The 16,016-nt window shown below is 71.3% G+C and carries 16 protein-coding genes; 8 read left to right on the top strand and 8 right to left on the bottom strand.

From position 1 onward, the window contains the following. The first annotated feature begins 138 nt into the window (after positions 1-138). A complete protein-coding gene (locus tag AB0B90_RS04420; RefSeq protein ID WP_350944623.1) occupies positions 139-807 on the top strand; it encodes a hypothetical protein in 669 nt (222 codons plus the stop codon). Positions 808-895: 88 nt separating this feature from the next. Next, positions 896-1,423, top strand: a complete 528-nt coding sequence (locus tag AB0B90_RS04415; RefSeq protein WP_350944622.1) for a methylated-DNA--[protein]-cysteine S-methyltransferase — start codon at positions 896-898, stop codon at positions 1,421-1,423. A gap of 43 nt (positions 1,424-1,466) precedes the next feature. On the opposite strand, the gene AB0B90_RS04410 is transcribed toward AB0B90_RS04415, so the two are convergent. Continuing rightward, the gene (locus AB0B90_RS04410) at positions 1,467-1,769 is read right to left on the bottom strand and encodes an antitoxin (RefSeq protein WP_350944621.1); all 303 of its coding nucleotides are present in this window, start codon (positions 1,767-1,769) and stop codon (positions 1,467-1,469) included. 73 nt (positions 1,770-1,842) lie between these two features. Between AB0B90_RS04410 and miaA the strand changes: the two genes are divergently transcribed. From miaA to AB0B90_RS04385, 5 genes are all read left to right on the top strand, one after another. Further along, positions 1,843-2,748, top strand: a complete 906-nt coding sequence (miaA, locus tag AB0B90_RS04405; RefSeq protein WP_350944620.1) for a tRNA (adenosine(37)-N6)-dimethylallyltransferase MiaA — start codon at positions 1,843-1,845, stop codon at positions 2,746-2,748. Between the two features lie 122 nt (positions 2,749-2,870). Continuing rightward, positions 2,871-3,677, top strand: coding sequence for a diaminopimelate epimerase (gene dapF, locus AB0B90_RS04400; RefSeq protein WP_350944618.1), 807 nt, complete (start codon positions 2,871-2,873; stop codon positions 3,675-3,677). Between the two features lie 367 nt (positions 3,678-4,044). Next, positions 4,045-6,321: a tetratricopeptide repeat protein gene (locus AB0B90_RS04395; RefSeq protein ID WP_350944617.1), complete on the top strand. Its 2,277-nt coding sequence runs from the start codon at positions 4,045-4,047 to the stop codon at positions 6,319-6,321. A gap of 258 nt (positions 6,322-6,579) precedes the next feature. Then, the gene (locus AB0B90_RS04390; protein ID WP_350944616.1) at positions 6,580-7,338 is read left to right on the top strand and encodes an SDR family oxidoreductase; all 759 of its coding nucleotides are present in this window, start codon (positions 6,580-6,582) and stop codon (positions 7,336-7,338) included. 190 nt (positions 7,339-7,528) lie between these two features. After that, positions 7,529-8,218, top strand: a complete 690-nt coding sequence (locus AB0B90_RS04385; RefSeq protein ID WP_362920770.1) for an HNH endonuclease family protein — start codon at positions 7,529-7,531, stop codon at positions 8,216-8,218. Here the strand turns inward: AB0B90_RS04385 and AB0B90_RS04380 are convergent, their stop codons facing one another. The 5 genes from AB0B90_RS04380 to AB0B90_RS04360 form a co-directional block, all read right to left on the bottom strand. Next, positions 8,219-8,611: a PepSY domain-containing protein gene (locus tag AB0B90_RS04380; RefSeq protein ID WP_350944614.1), complete on the bottom strand. Its 393-nt coding sequence runs from the start codon at positions 8,609-8,611 to the stop codon at positions 8,219-8,221. Positions 8,612-8,727: 116 nt separating this feature from the next. Then, positions 8,728-10,305, bottom strand: coding sequence for an MDR family MFS transporter (locus AB0B90_RS04375; protein ID WP_362920768.1), 1,578 nt, complete (start codon positions 10,303-10,305; stop codon positions 8,728-8,730). Between the two features lie 111 nt (positions 10,306-10,416). Further along, positions 10,417-11,031: a TetR family transcriptional regulator gene (locus AB0B90_RS04370; RefSeq protein WP_350944611.1), complete on the bottom strand. Its 615-nt coding sequence runs from the start codon at positions 11,029-11,031 to the stop codon at positions 10,417-10,419. A gap of 182 nt (positions 11,032-11,213) precedes the next feature. Next, entirely contained in the window at positions 11,214-12,473 is a 1,260-nt protein-coding gene (locus tag AB0B90_RS04365; RefSeq protein ID WP_350944610.1) for a HAMP domain-containing sensor histidine kinase, read from the bottom strand. After that, positions 12,470-13,153 (bottom strand): response regulator transcription factor, encoded by a 684-nt coding sequence (locus AB0B90_RS04360; protein WP_350944608.1) that lies wholly within the window; start codon positions 13,151-13,153, stop codon positions 12,470-12,472. Before AB0B90_RS04360 ends, AB0B90_RS04365 begins: the two co-directional genes overlap by 4 nt. Before the next feature lie 93 nt (positions 13,154-13,246). Between AB0B90_RS04360 and AB0B90_RS04355 the strand changes: the two genes are divergently transcribed. Next, complete coding sequence (locus tag AB0B90_RS04355; RefSeq protein ID WP_350944606.1) at positions 13,247-13,759, top strand: hypothetical protein; 513 nt, start codon at positions 13,247-13,249, stop codon at positions 13,757-13,759. A 156-nt stretch (positions 13,760-13,915) separates the two neighbouring features. Here the strand turns inward: AB0B90_RS04355 and AB0B90_RS04350 are convergent, their stop codons facing one another. Then, positions 13,916-14,686, bottom strand: coding sequence for an IclR family transcriptional regulator (locus AB0B90_RS04350; protein ID WP_350944605.1), 771 nt, complete (start codon positions 14,684-14,686; stop codon positions 13,916-13,918). Positions 14,687-14,768: 82 nt separating this feature from the next. Next, a complete protein-coding gene (locus AB0B90_RS04345) occupies positions 14,769-16,016 on the bottom strand; it encodes a heterodisulfide reductase-related iron-sulfur binding cluster (RefSeq protein ID WP_350944604.1) in 1,248 nt (415 codons plus the stop codon).

Raw genomic sequence — 16,016 nt, 5'->3', positions numbered from 1 at the left:
CGCGAGACCGCGAGACCGCGAGACCGCGAGACCGCGAGACCGCGAGACCGCGAGACCGCGAGACCGCGAGACCGCGAGACCGCGAGACCGCGAGACCGCGAGACGGTCGCCGGGGGAGGGCTCCGTTAGTCTGGCGAGGTGCTTGTCGCCGCGGCCGTGTGCCCGCATCCCCCGCTGCTGGTCCCCGAGCTGGCCGGGGCCGCGGCCTCGGAGCTCGACGACCTCAGGGCGGCCTGCGCGGCCGCGATCGGGGCGTTGCGCGGCGCGGGAGCCGACGAGGTCGTGGTGGTGGGAGGCGCCGACCGAACCGCGGCGTACGGCGCGGACGCGGCGGGAAGCCTCGCGCCCTGGGGCGTCGACGTCCGGGGCGGCGAGGGGGAGCCTGTCCTGCCGCTGTCCCTGACGATCGGACGCCGCCTCCTCGACGCGGAGCGTCTGACCGCTTCGGGATTCCACGCGATCTCCTTCGACGCTTCTCCCGGGGAGTGCGCGGCCCTGGGAGAGCGGCTGGCGGCCACGGCCGGTCGCGTGGCGATGCTCGTCATGGCCGACGGTTCGGCCTGCCTCACCGAGAAGTCCCCCGGATATCTGGACCCCCGCGCGAAACCGTACAACCGGGCGATCGTCGAGGCACTGGCCCGCGCCGAGATCCCGGCGCTCGACCCCGGTGAGGCCGCCGTGCTGTGGGTCGCGGGCCGTGCGGCCCTGCAGGTTCTCGGCGGGTGCCGAGGCGCCCTGCGCGGCGAGGTCCTCTACGACGACGCGCCCTACGGCGTCGGCTATTTCGTCGCCCGCTGGACGGAGTGATCCCGCAGGGAAGTGGCTGTACCGTGGCGGACGAGGATGGCGCCAGAGGCGTCGGTGACGACGATCTCGCGAAGGGAAGACGAGGCCGATGGCGGGGACCGTGGCGTTCGGGAGCGTTCCGACGCGGCTGGGGGACATGGCCGTCGCCGTGACCGAGGACGGCGTGGTGAGCGTCGGCTGGGAGGATCCGTCCCGGTTCAGGGCACGCCTGCTCGAACGGCTGGGGTTGGAGGAGACGGACGATCCCGGCATGACGGCGGCCGTGCTCGGCGAGCTGGGCGACTACTACGCGGGCAGGCTGAAGGTCTTCGGGGTGCCGTTGGACTGGCGGCTGACCTCGCCGGTGCAGCGCAGGGTGCTCGGCACGCTGTACGAGACGGTCCCGTACGGCAAGGCGGTGACCTACGGGGAGCTGGCGGCCCGCAGCGGGACGGGTGTTCCCGCGCGGGCCATCGGGTCGATCATGGGAGCCAACCCGATCCCCGTCATCGTGCCGTGCCACCGGGTGGTCGCGGGCAACGGGCTCGGCGGGTTCAGCGGTGGCGACGGGGTGGAGTCGAAGCGCTGGCTGCTGACCCTGGAGGGCTACCTGCAGCCGATGCTCGACTGGGACTGACGCCGGGGACCGGAATCGGCCCGGCAAATCGTCGACGGATCGTCTAGGGCCCTGAGGGCGGCGGTGTTGTGCCGGGACCGGACGCGGTGTCTCCCCGCCCGGAAGGTCCGGGAGGTGTGGTGCGTCCGGGCGCCGGTGTCGTACCCGGTGGTGTGGTGCGGTCCGGCTCGTCGATCTTGTCGGCCATCTCCCTGGCCTTCTGAGCGGCGGTGTCGACCTGCTGGGCGTGCTTCGGCCCCAGCTTCTTCTTGGCGAACCGTTCCGCCTTGTCGATGCCCTTTTTGGCGAGTTCTTCGGTCTTGGCGCCGCCACCCAGCATGTGCTTGACCTTGTCGAGGATCGACATGGTGAATCCCCCAATTCCGATGTGAGGACACATCGCCTCTCATCCATACCCGGGGAGTTGGCAGACTTACCTCGTGCCTCAGCTACCCGTCATCGCCGTCGTCGGCCCGACCGCGGCCGGAAAGTCCGACCTGGCCGTGGATCTCGCCCTCGAACTGGGGGGCGAGGTGATCAACACCGACTCCATGCAGCTTTACCAAGGAATGGACATCGGAACGGCGAAACTGTCCGTGGCGGAGCGCAGGGGAGTGCCCCACCACCTGCTGGACATCTGGGACGTGACCACGACCGCGAGCGTGGCCGAGTACCAGTCGCTGGTCCGGCCGCTCATCGACGACCTGCGGGCGAAGGAGGTCGTGCCCATCCTGGTGGGCGGATCAGGGTTGTACGTGCGGGCCGCTCTGGACGACCTGGAGTTCCCCGGTACCGATCCGGAGGTCCGCGCCCGGCTGGAGGCCGAACTCGACCTGCGAGGCCCCGGCCCGCTGTACGAGCGGCTCCGCGAGCGCGATCCGAAGGCCGCCGAGACCATCCTCCCCGGCAACGGGCGCAGGATCGTCCGCGCGCTGGAGGTCATCGAGATCTCCGGGCGGCCGTTCTCGGCCACGATGCCGTCGTACGACGCCGTCTACGAGAGCGTCCAGCTGGGGGTGGAGGTGCCCAGGGCGACGCTGGACGCCCGGGTCGAGGCGCGGGTCGACCACATGTGGCGGGCCGGGCTGGTGGACGAGGTCAGGGAGCTGGCCGCGCGCGGGCTCGCCGGAGGCCGTACGGCGAGCCGTGCCCTCGGGTACGCGCAGGTGCTGCGCTTCCTCGGCGGGGAGTGCACCGAGGAGGAGGCGAAGCAGGAGACGGTGCGGGCGACGCGGAGGTTCGTCCGCCGCCAGGAGTCGTGGTTCCGCCGCGATCCTCGCGTGATCTGGCTTCCCCAGCAGGAGCCCGACCTTCTGGGGCGCGCGCTCGCCGCGATTCGCGGCTGACCGCTCCGGGTGACCGGCCGGGGAGCGGATACGGGCGTGGGTGACCGGCCGGGGTGCGGACGGAGGCGCGGGTGACCGGCCGGGGTGATGAGGGCGGAAGCGTGCCCGGATAGGGTTGGTGAATGCGATTCGTGAAGGGACACGGCACCGAGAACGACTTTGTCATCCTCCCCGACCCGGACGGTGAGCTGGAGTTGTCCGCGACGACCGTGGCGGCGCTGTGCGACCGGCGCGCGGGGATCGGCGCGGACGGCGTGTTGCGCGTGACGCGGACGAAGCTCAGCCCGGAGGTGTCCGGCCAGGCGGGCGAGGCCGAGTGGTTCATGGACTACCGCAACGCCGACGGCGGCGTCGCCGAGATGTGCGGCAACGGGGTGCGGGTCTTCGCCCGCTACCTGGTCGACGCGGGACTCGCCGCGCCCGGGGAGTTCGGTGTCGCGACCAGGGCGGGCGTCAAGCGGGTGCGGCTGGCGGAGACGGGTGACGTGACCGTCGAGATGGGCCCGCCCAGGGTGCTGGGATCGAGTCGCACGACCGTCGCGGGCCACGAGTACGAGGGTCTGCACGTCGACATGGGCAACCCCCACCTGGCCTGCGTCATCGGCGACCCGGTGGCCCAACTCGACCTGAGTCACCAGCCCGCGTTCGACCCCGAGACCTTCCCCGGCGGGGTCAACATCGAGCTGCTCAATCCGGTGGGCCCGCGCCGGGTCGTCATGCGGGTCTTCGAGCGCGGTTCGGGTGAGACGAGGTCCTGCGGCACCGGCGCCGTCGCCTCGGCGGTGGCGGCCGCGCGGCTGGCCGGTGAGAGCGGCGGCACCTGGGCGGTGGAGGTGCTCGGAGGCACGGTCACCGTCACTCTCGACGAACACACCAGTTACCTGGCGGGTCCCGCCGTCCTGGTCGCCTCCGGTGTGGTCACGCTCTGAGCGGTGCGCGTCCTGGGTCGTGTCCGGTGTGGGTCACGCGCCGAACGGCACGTTCCCTCGGCCGTGTCCTGTGTGGTCGCGTTCGGAGTGGTACGTGTCCCGGTCGCGTTCCGAGCGGTGCGCATGACGTCGCCGCCTTCGCCGCCTTCGCCGCCCGCGCTGTCGCGCGGGCGCGTCGTGCCCGCCGGGGACACGCTCTGGGGCGCGGAGGTGAATCTTTCGTGACCCTCGTGGCGTCGCCGCGGGCCCCGCGCCCGGCGGGGACACGCTCATCCGCACGTGCGGGGCCATACCGTGAGGCCTCGGAGGTGCACGGGATCGCCAAGCCGTTTGGGGCATGCTCCCCGACCTGGCAGACTGACGTCCCATGGACGTGGACATCTGGGCCTGGGTGGGCGACACCCAGCGGCAACTGCATGAGGCAGGCAACACCGGTCTGGCTATGGCGATCGGAGACGTGCCCGCGCAGGCGTTGGAAGGCCGGTACGGGCAGCTCGACGTGCTCGCGCCCGCCATCGCGCAGCAGGCGGAGAACCTGCGACTGCCCTGGTTGGAGTTCTACGCCCGCTACTGGCACCTGATCGGCCGCGTCGGCGACCGCGCGCAGGGGACGGTCGCGATCGCCGACGCCGAGACGCTGGTGGAGTTCACCAAGCGGGAGGACGTCCGCGAGTGCCCGTCCGTGCCCGGTGCCGTCGTGGCGCTGGTCATCGCGCAGGCGAACGCGGACGGTCCCGGTTACGCCGCCGAGCGGCTGGCCGCGCTCTCGGCCCTGGACGTCGAGCCCGGCTCGCTGGCCTTCGCCTCCGTCGCCGAGCAGTACGTCGCGGCGCTCGTCGACGCGGGGCGCGTCGACGAGGCCGTCTCCCACGCCGAGACCGCGGTGGCGGCGCTCGGCGGTGCCGACCGTGAGGCGAGCTGGGAGCTGGGGGCCGCCTCGGCCCGCGCGCTGCTCGCCGCCGGACGAGCCGAGGACGCGCTCACCGCGCTCGACGCCGCGACCGGGTTCAAGCCCGACGACCCGGTGGCCAAGGAGCACCGCGAGGGAGTGCTCCGCTCACTCGTGCTCGCCACCCTCGGCAGGGTTCAGGAGTCCGTCGACGCCCTGCCCGACCTCGACGTGGTCGGCGACCACCCTCGCGTCTGGGTCGAGTGGTCGCACGCCATCCACGCGCTCACCGGAGCGACGCAGATCACCAACACCTGGCAGCTGGGCCGGGTGCTCAAGCAGTGGATCGACTACTTCGCGATGATGGGCGGCTACCGCGCCCGGGTCGAACTGGCGCTCGTCGCGGGGCACCTGGCGGTCGCGCGCCAGGGAATCTGGCAGGCGCGGCTGTTGGCCGACCTGGCGGAGTCCGCGGCGGGGGAGCTCAGGAGCCCCGGTGACATCGCCGAGCGGATCACCGAGCTGCGCGCCGCCGCGGACTCCGCCACCGCGCTTCCTGCCCCGGGTCCCACGGACGAGCTGGTCGGCTACTTCGACGCAGCAGACGGCTTCAACGCCGACCCGGAGCGCTGGGTGGGCTGGCTGGCCCCGCTGTCCGGCCGTGACGTGGAGGCCACCCGGCGCCACACCACCACGCTGGGCTTCCTCGGCTACCCGGCCAAGGGCGCCGACATCTACTGGACCATGCTGGTCGAGTCCGGTGACATCGAGACCGCGGACCCGCAGGACGCCTCGTATCTCAGCGGCCTGCTGATCGAGGCCCGCCAGGACGAGCGCCTGGAGCAGGTGGCGGAGCGGCTGCCGGCCGCGCAGCGCCACATGGCCCTGGGCCGCCTGTACACCTCGCGGGAGCGCTGGGAGCAGGCGGCGGCCGAGGGCGAGGCGGCGGTCGCCGCGGGCGGCGGCATCGAGGCGGTCCGCCTGTGGTCGGCCGCGGCGCAGCAGCTCGGCGACAACGCCAAGGGCGCCGGCGTGCTGCGTGATCTCCTCGACTCGGAGGAGATCGAGCAGCAGGACGTCTGGCGAATGATCGTCATGGCGACGGCCGCGGAGGACTGGGAGACCGTCCGTCTGGGCACCGCCAAGATCGGGATGCCGCTGCAGTCGACCGAGGGGCCGATCGAGGAGGAGATGGGCCTGGTGCGCATCATCCTTCCCGCCCCGGACGGCAGCCAGCGGCAGGTCCTGAGCGTGCGCACCGGCCCCGCGACGGCGCGTCTGGCCATCCCCCAGCCTCCCGGTATGGAGTACAACGCCGGTGACCTGGTCGTCTTCGAGCCGCAGTTGCTTGAGCCGATCCCGGAGAGTGCAGAGGAGCAGGAGAGTTTCGTCCCGCCCTTCGCCGCGGTCAGCATGCTCCGTCCGGGTGGCTACACCAGCTGGTTCTTCGACGGCGCCGCTCCCAGCCAGGCCGACTGGACGGAGTTCAACGACGTCATGGTCGAGCGCGGCTGGCCGATGTGGGTCTACAGCGACGACAACTACACCGTGACCCACCCGACCTCGGGCGAGCCGCTGCCCGGCGTTTTCGGCTGGATCGCGGTCCCGCCGGATGTCAGCCCGGTCGAGCTCGACGCGCTTCTGGACGACGCCACCGAGCGCTGGGTGCACCCGCTGGCCTGGCTCGACCTGGCCAAGGCCGTCGACGTCGAGGTGGAGCGGCACGAGCGGATCACCAAGGAGTACGGCCTGTAGGACGGCTCGCCACGGCCGTGCCCGGCGGTCCGTGGCGCCGCCCGCCCTTCGGGAGGTGTGGTCCGCGCGCCGCCTCAGGAAGGGAGGGGCGCGGTCATTCGTGACCCACTCGGAGCCCATATCGCCGGTGACCCGCCAGGATCACCGGCGAGCACAGGACACCGCGTCGCCCGCGAGTGGACCGACCCCTCGCGGGCGGTTTCCGGCACGGTCACTAGAATCTCATTCGGCATGTTGGACGGATGAGGGAGGACCCCGATGCTGGAACGATTCCGGCTGGACGGCAAGGTCGCGATCGTCACCGGCGCGTCCTCGGGGCTGGGTGTCGCGTTCGCGAGAGGGCTGGCCGAGGCGGGCGCGGACATCGTGATCGGTGCCCGTAGGAAGGACCGCCTTGAGGAGACCCGCGCACTGGTCGAGGAGACCGGCAGGCGGTGCGTGGCCCTCGCCACCGACGTGACCAGGCCGGAGGACTGCCGGGCACTGGCCGAGACGGCGGTGGCCGAACTCGGCGCGGTGGACATCCTGATCAACAACGCGGGTGTGGGCTCGGCGGTCCCGGCGCTGAAGGAGACGCCCGAGCAGTTCCGGCAGGTCGTGGACATCAACCTGCACGGTACCTACTGGATGGCGCAGGCCTGTGCCAGGGTGATGAGGCCCGGCTCCTCGATCGTCAACATCGGGAGCATTCTGGGCGAGACGACCGCCGGTCTGCCGCAGGCCGCCTACAGCGCCTCCAAGGCGGGGGTCGTCGGCCTCACGCGCGATCTCGCCCAGCAGTGGACGGAGCGGCGCGGCATCCGGGTCAACTGCGTCGAGCCGGGGTTCTTCGCCTCGGAGATGACCGAGCAGTACGCCGAGGGTTATCTGGCCAGGCAGCTTGAGCAGCGGGTGCTGATGAAGCGCGCGGGAGACCCGGCCGAGCTCGTCGCCGCCGCGATCTTCCTCGCCTCGGACGCCGCCTCGTACGTCACCGGTGCGGTGATCCCTGTCGACGGCGGGATCCTGATCACCTGATCCGGCTGCTCCGAGAGGAGTGTCTTTGGTAGCTTTTGTCCGTATCGAGTGAGAAAGATGCTGGTAAGGCATGGATTGATGGGTCAGAAATTCTCTCGTTCTCCCAAAGGCTTCTTAAGGCTTTTAAGATTGAGGGCGGCATCTGAGGTAATTTGCCGCTTCAGTTGGTGAGCACGTGAGAGGTGGCAGGGTGCGGACGGCACTGGTACGAGGCGTGGTCGTCGCGACGATCGCGTTCACGGTGGCGGGCTGCGGCCCGTTTCCCGACGGAGGCGTGGACGAGGGGACGCGGTCCTCAGGAGGGGCTTCCGGGGACAGGAACTCCGCCTCCGAGGCGCTCAAGGACCTGAGGAAACTCGAGGTCAAGGGGCGCGCCCCGATGACGGGATTCAACCGCGACAAGTTCGGCCCCGCGTGGTCGGACGTCGACAAGAACGGCTGTGACACCCGCAACGACATTCTCATTCGCGACCTCAAGGAGGAGGTCTTCAAGAAGGGCGAGGAGGGCTGCATCGTGCAGTCCGGAATTCTTGAGGACCCCTACAGCGGCAAGACCATCAAGTTCGAGCGCGGGACACGGACCAGCATGGCGGTGCAGATCGACCATGTGATCGCGCTCGCCGACGCCTGGCAGAAGGGCGCCCAGCAGTGGCCCGCTTCCAAGCGGAAGGAACTCGCCAACGACCCGCTGAACCTGCTGGCGGTGGACGGGCCGCTGAACAGCCAGAAGGGCGCCGGAGACGCGGCGACCTGGCTGCCGCCGGACCGCGCCTACCGGTGCCCCTATGTGGAACGTCAGATCAAGGTGAAGGTCAAGTACGAGATGTGGGTGACGCAGGGGGAGAAGGACGCCATGGAGGACGTCCTCAAATCCTGCTGATCAGTCGTCGTAGTCGCGCTTCAACTTGATGATCTTTCCGGTCTTCGCGGACACGTAGACGTCGTACTCCCAGGCCCCCTTGTGCAGTTCGACCTTCCAGGCGCGTCGGCCGTGCTCCCACTCGCGCTCGACCTTGCTCACGCGCGCGCCGGGGACTCGCTTCTTGGCGATCTTCACGGCCTGGCCGGAGGAGATGTACGCCGAGGTGGTGACGGGGGCGGTGGCGGCACCCGTGGTGCCGACCGCGGTCACGCCGGTCGTGCCGGTCGTGGCCGCGGTGGCGGTGATCGCCGCACCGTCCGTCTGGTGCGCGGCGAGGGCGATGCCGCCTCCACCGGTGAGGAGGGCGGCGGTTGCGAGGGCTCCGACGGTGATTCTGGTGATTCGTGTCATGGGTCAAGATTTGCGGAGACTTTGCTAGGGGCACGCTAAGAGATCGTTAACCGACGGTGAGTACGGCCCGCCACCGGATTCCGGCGTGCTCCCCAGCGCCGTTTCCGGCGGTCCGATCAGTGACCGGCGGCCGCGGCCTGCTCCCGGGCCAGCCGCTCCTCGCCCGACAGCGTGTTGAGCGGCTTCTCCTTGATGAACAGGACCGCCACCAGCGCGAGCGCGGTGAGCGGCACGCCGATGAGGAAAAGTTCGGCGGTTGCCGTCGCGTACACGTCCTGGACGATGCGGACGACGGGAGCGGGCAGCTTGGAGATGTCGGGTACGGCCCCGCTTTCGCCACCCGCGCCGCCGGCGGCCATCGGGCCGAGCCTCTCCGTCATGAGCGCGGTGATCCGGTTGGCCAGCACCGCCCCCAGGGCGCTGACGCCGACGGCGCCGCCCATGCTGCGGAAGAAGGTCAGCACCGAGGTGGTGACCCCCAGGTCGTGGGCGGGTACGTCGTTCTGGGCGGCGAGGACCAGGTTCTGCATGAGCATGCCGACACCGATGCCGAGCACCGCCATGTAGATCCCGAGCAGCACCATGCCGGTCTGACCGTCGATGGTGCTGAGCAGGCCCATCCCGGCGAGCATGACGACGCCGCCGGCCACCAGGAAGCCCTTCCAGCGGCCCCACTTGGTGATGAGCTGGCCGGCCACGGTGGAGGAGACGAGCAGGCCGAACACCATCGGCAGGCTCAGCAGGCCGGCGACCGTCGGCGACTTGCCGAGCGCCACCTGGAAGTACTGCGACAGGAAGACCGTGCCGCCGAACATGGCCACGCCGACCAGCACACTCGCCACGGTGGCGAGGGTGACGGTGCGGTTCCTGAAGATGGTCAGGGGGATGATCGGCTCGGCCGCCCTCGACTCCACCCAGATGGCGAGCGCGAGGGTGACCAGGGCGCCGCTCACCAGGGCGACGGTCCACCAGGAGCCCCACTCGAACTGGTTGCCCGCCAGGGACGACCAGATCAGCAGCGTGGACACACCCAGTGTGATCAGCAGGGCGCCCAGGTAGTCGACCTTGACGTCCCTGCGCACCACCGGCAGGTCGAGCGTGCGCTGCAGCAGGACGATGGCCAGGATCGTGAACGGCACGCCGATGAGGAAGCACCAGCGCCAGCCGAGCCAGGAGGTGTCCACGAGCACGCCGCCGATGAGCGGGCCCGCCACGGTGCCGACGCCGAACACGGCGCCGAAGATGCCGGCGTAGCGGCCGAGCTCACGCGGCGGGATCATGGCCGCCATCACGATCATCGCGAGCGCGGTCATGCCGCCGGCGCCGATGCCCTGCACTACGCGGCTGACGATGAGGATCTCCACGTTCGGTGTGAGACCCGCGATCAGCGAGCCCACCACGAACAGCCCCAGTGAGAGCTGGATCAGCAACTTCTTGTTGTAGAGGTCGGCCATCTTGCCCCAGAGCGGCACCGTGGCCGTCATGGCCAGCAGCTCCGAGGTGACGATCCAGGTGTAGACGGTCTGCGTGCCCTGCAGGTCGGTGATGATGCGGGGCAGGGCGTTGGCCACGACGGTCGAGGCCAGGATGGACACGAACATGCCCACCATCAGTCCCGACAGCGCCTGCAGCACCTTTCTCCTGGAGGTGGGCGCCGCGGCCACGGACTCGGGCTGCGCGCTGGTGGATGTCATCTTTCCTCGATTTCTCGGGCGGGGGACCGGCGCTCCGCGTGACTCGCGCGGACGCCTTCCGAACGGGAACGTGTTCGGGGGGTGATCGAAGGAGAACGGTGACCGGGACGGTCACGGATTGGGCAGGCCGGCGGCGAGCTGGGAGAAGGCCTCGTCAACCAGGTCGGCCAGCGCCGGGCGGCCGTCCGCGGCACTCCAGCGCATCATCGCCGCCCGGAAGGCCGCCATGGCCACCGCGGTGGCCAGCTCGGGATAGCCGCTCGTACCCGGTTCGACGCCGATTCTGCGCGCGACGACGGCGGACACGGCGCGCTCGGTCTCGGTGCCGTTGGCGACCAGCCGCGGCAGGAGTGACGGGTTCTGCTCGAACACCTTCAACCGCAGCAGCCACTGCTCGCGGCGCTGCTGGACGTGTTCGGCCTCGACCCGTGACATCAGGCGCAGCGCCTCCAGAACCGGCACCTCGGCCGGCACGGCCTCCAGCCTCTCGCGCAGCTCGGCGACGGACGCCGGGCTCGCTCCGACAAGGGCGTCCTCCTTGGACGGGAAGTAGTTGAAGAACGTGCGCGAGGAGAGGTCCACCGCCGTGGCGATGTCCTCCACCGTGACACCCGCCAGGCCGTGTTCGGCCACCAGCGTCAGGGCGGCGTGCTCCAGCGCCGCACGGGTCTCGAGCTTCTTTCGATCTCTCCGGCCGAGCTCGTCCACGCTCTCCACACTGGTCACGACGTCAACAGTAGGGAGAAACTTTCAGATTGTGCAACATTTCATTGTCTGAAGTGCGGCAGATCACAGGTGGGACGAGCACGCGGGCGTCGCGGGGATGGGCGGGGGCTTCCTCATCGGTTCCGTGAACTCCCCGGCCACCGCGTCCACCTCCGGCCACCGCGGGGGCGAGGGTTCCGGGGTCAGGACGTGACGGCGGGCAGGAACAGGATCACGCTCGCCCCACCGGAGGGGGAGGTGCGCAGGGACAGCGAGCCACCCGCCGACTCCGCCGTGCGGCGGGCGATGTCGAGGCCGAGACCGGTCGATCCGGCCCCGCTCTCGCCACGCTGCAGCGGATCGGGCGTGGCGAAGCCGGGACCCGCGTCGGCGACGGTCAGCAGCGCGCCGTCGCCGGTCGCCTCCAGCCGTACGGAGAACGAGACCCCCTCCGGGGTGTGCGCGAACACGTTGCCGAGCAGGGCGTCCACACAGGCGGCCAGGTCGTCCGCGGCGACCCCGACCGGCAGCGGTCCCGGGGCGAGATCCAGGGTGAAGTCTCGTGACTGGTCCTCGGCGAGCACCGACCAGAACGCGACCCGCGCCTCGGTCACCGCCGCCGCGTCGCACTCGGCCCGCTCACGCACCCGCCGCCTCGCCTCGGTGATCACCGAGGTGACGGCGCGTTCCAGGGCGTCCACCCTCGCCTCGATCCTGGCCGACTCCTCGGGATCGGCCAGTGACTCCGCCTCCAGCCTCAGCCCGGTGAGCGGGGTGCGCAGCCGGTGGGACAGGTCGGCGGCGCTCTCCCGCTCCTCTGCGAGCAGGCCGGTGATGCGCTCGGCCAGGTGGTTGAGGGCGAGACCGACCGCGTGCACCTCAGGAGGGCCGTCGGGCACCGTCCTGGCGGACAGGTCGCCCGCCGCGAGCCGGTGCGACACCTTCGCCAGCGCGGTGATCGGCCTGATCACCGCGCGGGCCAGCCGGTCGCCGACCAGCACGCCCAGTCCGACCAGGGCCAGGCCGAGCGCCGCCAGCCCGGCCCAGACCTGGGGCACGCCCCTGGTCAGGTCGGCGTCGTCCAGGAAGACCCGGACCACCGCCGTGCCCCCGGGCGCCCCCTGGACCGCGACCAGGATCTCCCGCCCGCCGGGCGCGGCGGCGGTGACGCTGCGGCCGCGGGAGGCCAGCTCCACGGCGGTGGAGCGCGGCGCGGGATCGCCGATCACCTCCCCGCCGGGAAGGAAGACCGTCACCGGATGCCTGGCCTGTTCCGCGGTGAGCCGCAGGGTCTCGGTGTCCACCGCGCCGACCACGACCGCCACCGACTCGGCCTCGCTCTCCGCCTCACTGACCGCTCCGCTCACCGCGACCGTGCGGACCAGCAGGGCGAGCGGGACCAGCAGGGCGATCAGTACGAGGGAGGTGGTCGCCGCGACCAGCAGGGTCAGCCAGCGCCTCATGCCGGGGCGGCCAGTCGCACGCCGACACCCCGGACGGTCTGCAGGTAGCGGGGCTCCTGGGATGTCTCGCCCAGCTTGCGGCGGAGCCAGGAGAGGTGGACGTCCACCGTCTTGTCGGCTCCGCCGTAGGGGATCTGCCAGACGTGGGTGAGCAGTTCCCGCTTGGTGACCACCTCGCCGGGCCTGGCCGCCAGGTAGTGCAGCAGGTCGAACTCGCGAGGACTCAGATCCAGCGGCGTCCCGTCCAGGGTCGCCTCCCGGGTACGGGGGTCGATGCGCAGGCCACCGACGGTGACCGCGCTGTCGGCGCGGCTCTCGCCCGCCACCCGCCGGAGCACGGCCCGGATCCGCGCGTCGAGCTGGGCCGCGCTGAACGGCTTGACCACGTAGTCGTCGGCACCCGCGTCCAGCAGCCTGACCATCTCCGTGTCGCCGTCTCGCGCGGTCGCCACGATCACCGGGACCCGGCTCACCGCGCGGAGCATCCGCAGCAGGTCCAGGCCGTCCATGTCGGGCAGGCCGAGGTCGAGGACGACCAGCTCGGGGTGTTCCTCGACGGCCAGCCGCAGGCCTTCGAGAGCGGTGGGGGCGGACGACACGGCGTGGCCGCGATCGCGCAGGCCCCGGGTGAGGGAGGTGCGGATCGCGGCGTCGTCCTCGATGAGCAGCACATTCGACATTTGCCGCCACGTTAGCCTTCTCCGGCACCGCGTCAAAAGCGGGTTAGCCGCTCCTTAGCGTTGTCTTATCGTTCCAGGTGGCACAGTGAGGACATGCGCAAGCGTCTTCCCCTGGTCGTGGCCGGATGGCTGATCACCGGGCTTCTCGCGATCGGAGCGGGTGTGGCGGTGATCGATCGTCTCAGCGAGCCGCTGACGGACACCGGTCTTCGGCCGCTCTCCGCCGCCGAGGTGGATGAGGCGCTCGCCCTCGCCTCGTCCCTTCCCAGTGCCCCGCCCACCGCTCCCTCCCCTTCCGAGAGTGCCCCTTCCGAGACCGACGGCGTCGAGGAGTCCGGTGAGGCCACCCCCGAGCCCGCCACCACCGCCGCGGAGCCCGGCGAGAGCCGGCTGATCATCACGAAGGGCGGCAGGGTGATCGCCCGGTGCGAGGGCGGCCTCGTCACCCTGCGGTCGTGGAGTCCGGCCCAGGGCTTCCAGGCCGACGACGTCGAGCGCGGACCCGCCGACCGGGCCCGCGTCGAGTTCGAGTCCGAGGAGGACGAGGTCAAGGTCGAGGTCCGCTGCGCGGCCGACGGATCACCCGTCCACCGCCTGCACAGCTGATCCGGGCCCTCATCCCTCACCCCTCCCGGATGCTGACCTCGGCCCCCACCCTCCGGCACCCGGCAGCCGCCCAGTCTTCTGGAACCCTCGTCCGGCGGCCGTCCCCGGTGATCCCACGGTCGCCGCACGCCGCCCCCTGCCAGGGCGGCGATCGGCTCACGAGACGCGCTCGGCTCCGCCGGGCGTGATCGGCCCCAGTTCGGCGCCGAAGTCGTGCGCGATCCTGCGCATGCCCTCGGCGAGGTCCCGCCGGTCGAGCGCGGCGATGCGCTCGGCCGGCCCGGACACCGACAGCGCGGCGATCGTCCGCGCCCCGTCCCGTACGCCCACCGCCAGGCAGTGCACGCCCAGCTCCTCCTCGCCCAGGTCCATCGCGTACCCGTGTTCTCGCACCCGCTCCAGCTCGGCGAGCATCCCGGGCAGGTCGGTGATCGTGTTGGCGGTCCTGCGGGGCATGCCGGTCCGCTCGACCAGCGACGCCACCTCGCTGTCCGCCCTGTCGGCCATCAGGACCTTCCCCACGGCGGTGCTGTGCGGCAGCACCCGCCTGCCGACCTCCGCGAACATCCGCAGCCGCCTCGGCGAGGGCACCTGGGCGACGTAGACCACGAAGTCACCCTCCAGCACCGCCAGGTTGGCCGTCTCACCCGACAGTTCGACGAGCCTCGTCAGGTACGGTTGCGCCCACACGCCCACCATGCGCTCGGCCACCCCGCCGAGCCGCACCAGAGCGCCCCCCAGGGCGTAGCGGCGGTCGGACTCCTGGCGCACGTAGCCCCGGGCGAGCAGCGTGCGCAGCAGCCGGTGGATCGTCCCGTACGGCAGGCCGGTCCTCGCCGCGATCTCCGAGAGGCCGGCCTCCCCGCCCCGTTCGGCCAGCGCCTCCAGCACGTCCAGCGCCCGGTCGACCGACTGCACCGCGCTCATGTGCCCTCCCCACGGGACGGCCCTCGACCTCGGCGCGTCCCGTACCGGCGGGACGGGCCGCTCACGAGATCCCCACCCGCCCTCACGGCACCCTCGCGAGTCCGCGCAGCGAGGCGTCGAGAACCTGCGCGGTGTGCGCCACGGGGACGGGTTCGGCGCCCCGGCGGCGGATCGCCGAGGCGATCTGCATGGTGCAGCCGGGGTTGGCCGAGACCAGCAGGTCGGCGCCGGTGGCGAGCACCCGTTCCGCCTTGCGGTCACCGAGGTCCTTCGCGGTCTCGGGCTGGAACAGGTTGTAGGTTCCCGCCGAGCCGCAGCAGATCGCCGACTCGGCGATCTCCTTCAGCTTCAGGCCGGGCACGCCGCCCAGGAGCTCGCGGGGCTGGGACCGTACCCCCTGGGCGTGGGCGAGGTGACAGGCGTCGTGGTAGGCCACGGTGAGCGGCAGCGGATGGCGCTCGGCCGCCGGGCCGAGCGCGACGAGATACTCCGCCAGGTCGACGGTCCTGATCGCCCGGGCCCTCTCGACCCACTCGCCGCCCTCGCCCTCGAGGATCTCCGCGTAGTCCTTCATCGTCGATCCGCATCCGGCGGCGTTGACGACGATCGTGTCGACGCCCGCCCGCTCGAAGGTGGCGATCGTCCGCTTCGCGAACCGCAGGGCCTGCCTCTCCTGGCCGGAGTGCAGCGACAGCGCCCCGCAGCAGCCCTGCGAGGGCGGGATCACCACGTCGCAGCCCTCCATCGCGAGCACCCGGGCCGTGGCCTCGTTGACCTGGGGGAAGAACTCCCCCTGCACGCAGCCGGTGAGCATGCCGACCGTGGCCCGGTGCGGGCCCCGCGCCGCGATCCTTCGCGGCAGCCGCGTCCGGTCGGCGGCCGGGGGAGCGAGGTCGGCCATCGCCGCCAGGGACGGGTTGATCCGCTCCAGCCTCGGCGCGACCGCGCGGCGCAGCCCGGCGCTGAGCCGCAGCGGCAGCCGCATCGCCCGCAGCCGCCGGGGATAGGGGAACAGCTGGAAGACCAGCGCCCGCAGCGCCCTGTCGTCAGGCTCTCTCACGTGCACCCGCTCCACCTCGGCCCGGGTCTGCTCGATCAGCCGGTCGTACCTCACCCCGGACGGGCAGGCGGGCACGCATGCCATGCACCCCAGGCACGCGTCGAAGTGCCCGGCCATCTCGGGCGTGAGCGGTGTGCCCTCGACGTGCTGTTTCATCAGGTGGATCCGGCCGCGCGGGGAGTCCATCTCCTCGCCCCACAGGACGTACGTCGGGCACGAGGGCAGGCAGAACCCGCAGTGCACGCAGTCGTTGATCAGCTCAGGGTCCAT

It is taken from the genome of Streptosporangium sp. NPDC049078 (assembly GCF_040648855.1).
Taxonomy (GTDB): domain Bacteria; phylum Actinomycetota; class Actinomycetes; order Streptosporangiales; family Streptosporangiaceae; genus Streptosporangium.
This window is presented reverse-complemented; position numbering and strand designations above follow the sequence as displayed.